This window comes from Limnospira sp., from assembly GCF_051859755.1.
Classification (GTDB): Bacteria; Cyanobacteriota; Cyanobacteriia; order Cyanobacteriales; family Microcoleaceae; genus Limnospira; species Limnospira fusiformis.
This window is the reverse complement of sequence record NZ_JBIMLI010000257.1, coordinates 1-3,113: the sequence shown is the minus strand read 5'-3', so window position 1 is coordinate 3,113 and position 3,113 is coordinate 1. Positions and strand designations below refer to the sequence as shown.

Annotated in this window: 1 protein-coding gene; it reads left to right on the top strand. The window is 44.4% G+C overall.

Features of this window, described 5'->3' with window-relative positions; all coding sequences use genetic code 11:
- On the top strand, window positions 1-3,113 hold a 3,113-nt coding region (locus tag ACTIE0_RS23530; RefSeq protein WP_439517014.1), incomplete at both ends, for an Ig-like domain-containing protein.

Below are 3,113 nucleotides of genomic sequence, written 5' to 3'. Positions count from 1 at the left end.
ACTCTCAACTATTCCCCAGATGGTTCAACTTGGACGACCGCCGGGAGTTTTACCCAAGCCTTACAAGTGCAACAGGTAGGGTTATTTGCGGGAAATGCCGGAAGTTCATCATCTCCTACGTTTACCAGCCAGGTCGATTACTTCTTCAATACGGCCGCTCCTATTATTCCAGAAGATGGTCAGGTTGTGATTCCCGAAGATGAACCGCCTGTTATTCCAGAAGATGAACAACTGGAAAATCAACCCCCCACCGCTAACGATGATAACGCCACCGTCAAAACCGGAAACACCGTTACCATTGATGTCCTCAATAACGATAGCGACCCCGATGGTGTTTTAGTCCCAGATACCGTCACCGTAGTTGATTTACCAGATTACGGTAATATCACCGTTAACCCTAACGGAACTATCACCTATAGCCATGACGGTTCATCTACCAATAGCGATCGCTTTACTTATACGGTAGAGGATGATGATGGCGCTACCTCTAACGAAGCCACCGTTTTCCTGACTATCGAGGAAAATCAGCCACCCATAGCCAATGATGATAACGCTACCGTCCGCACTGGAAACACTGTTACCATTAACGTCCTCAATAATGATAGCGACCCCGATGGTGTTTTAATCCCGGATACCGTCGCGGTAGTTGACTCTCCAGATTACGGTAATATCACCGTTAACCCTAACGGAACTATCACCTATAGCCATGACGGTTCATCTACCGGTACGGATAGCTTTACTTATACCGTAGAGGATGATGATGGCGCTATCTCCAACCTAGCCAATGTTAGCATCACCATTCAAGAACAATCAGCAGATCCAAATCCCACCGTTCTTGATATCTGGTATGGTTCAGAACAGAGTTTTGGTCATATTGGTAAGCCTCTAGTTTGGGTCAATATCCTTGGTTACGCTTTCGACCCAGACGGTATATCTTCTCTAAGCTACTCACTCAATGGAGGACCAGAAATTCCTCTTCGTCTTAATGTTCATGGTCAACCCAGGAATCCTCGTTTATCAAGAAATGGCGACTTTAACGTTGAAATTGCTTACACAGATCTCAACCCCGCATCTGATCAGGATGATATAGTTGTTATTACAGCAGTTGATACACTGGGTCATATTGCTACCGAATCTGTCACTATTAAACATGAATTAGGAAATGCTTGGCCGAAAACTTATTCCATTGACTGGAGTGAAGTTGAGCAAATTAACGATGTAGCACAAGTAGTAGATGGTCTGTGGACTTTAACAGATGATGGAGTCCGCACGGCTGAAACAGGTTATGACCGCTTAATTGCTATTGGTGACATTGGATGGGATGACTACGAAGCCACTGTTCCCATTACGATTCATGAAACTAATACTAATGGGATAATCGGTCTGTTAATGCGATGGAAAGGACATCAACCTGATGGTGGGACTCAGCCTTATGTTCAGTGGCGCACCCATGGGGAAATTGGTTTTTATCACATGAGCAGTGGCTTGTCTTTAGAAGGAACAACGTTCTTTAATAGTGGCAGAAATATCACGCTGGAAGCGGGGAATACCTACAATTTCAAGATGCGATCGCAAACTGTGGATGATGGTAGTATTTATAGCTTTAAAGTTTGGGAGGAAAGCGAACCGGAACCCACAGAATGGGATCGTAAATCCTTTAAATCATCATCAGACATCAGAGCCTTGTCTCATGGTTCGTTGCTGCTAGTTGCTCACTATTATGATGCCACTTTTGGTGATGTTACAGTTGTTCCCTATGGAGAAGAGCGACCTAACCTTGCACCGATCGCCAATAATGATCACACTAGAGTTAGCCAAGGAAATAGTGTTAATATTAGAGTTCTCAGTAATGATGAAGATATTGACGGTAGCTTGATGCCGAATACTGTAACTATCGTTACTGAACCAAATCACGGCACTGTTAGTATTCAAAATGGGGTAGTTACTTACAATCATAATGGTTCCTATACCAGTGGCGATCGCTTTACTTATACCGTCGAAGATAATCATGGCGCTACCTCCAATGAAGCCACTGTATTTCTGGGTATTTCGGAATTAGATTTAGCCTTCAACTCCGATGATTTTAATAGCAGCACCCTCAAGCCAGAATGGAATTTTATTAAACCCCTAGCCAATTCCTCCTATGCTTTAACTGGAACCGGAACAAGTGATGCTTATTTAGAACTTTCTGTTCCCGCTCAAACTGATCTATGGAATCAAAATCGGACCACGGCGCGACTCATGCAACCCGCCGCCAACGAAGATTTTGAATTAGAAATTAAATTCGCTTCCGACCCCACTGTATCCAAACAAATGCAAGGAATTTTGGTAGAGCAAGATGAGCGGAACTGGTTAAGGTTTAATGTATCTCAAACCGGGTCAGGTTTATCAGTATTCGCTGCTTCTACGACTAATGGTAGTTCCCGTGTGATGGTTTCTGGTTCCGTGGCTGCTGGACAAGCTCGATATTTGAATGTAAATCGACAAGGAAACTTATGGACTCTCAAATCTTCTGGAGATGGTATCAATTGGAACACAGTTGGCAGTTTTATCCGTGATTTACAAGTCCAAGAAGTGGGGTTGTTTGCGGGTCATGCTGGAAATTCACCAGCAATGTTTACCACCCAGGTCGATTACTTTTTCAATATGGCGGCTCCCATTGTCCCGGAAGATGTCTCCCTAGGAAATCAGCCACCCATAGCCAATGATGATACAGCCAGAGTACAGCCAAGCCAATCTGTTGTCATTGATGTGTTAAGCAATGATAGCGACCCGGATGGTGTTTTAATCCCAGATACCGTCACCGTAGTTAACTCTCCAGACTACGGTACTATCACGGTTAACCCTAACGGAACTATCACCTATAGCCATGACGGTTCATCTACCAGTACGGATAGCTTTACTTATACCGTAGAGGATAATGATGGCGCTATCTCCAACTCAGCTACCGTCTTCCTGACTATCCAAGAAAATCAACCCCCCACCGCTAACGATGATAACGCTACCGTCCGCACTGGAAACACCGTTACCATTAACGTCCTCAATAACGATAGCGACCCCGATGGTGTTTTAGTCCCAGATACCGTCACCGTAGTTGATTTACCAGATTACGG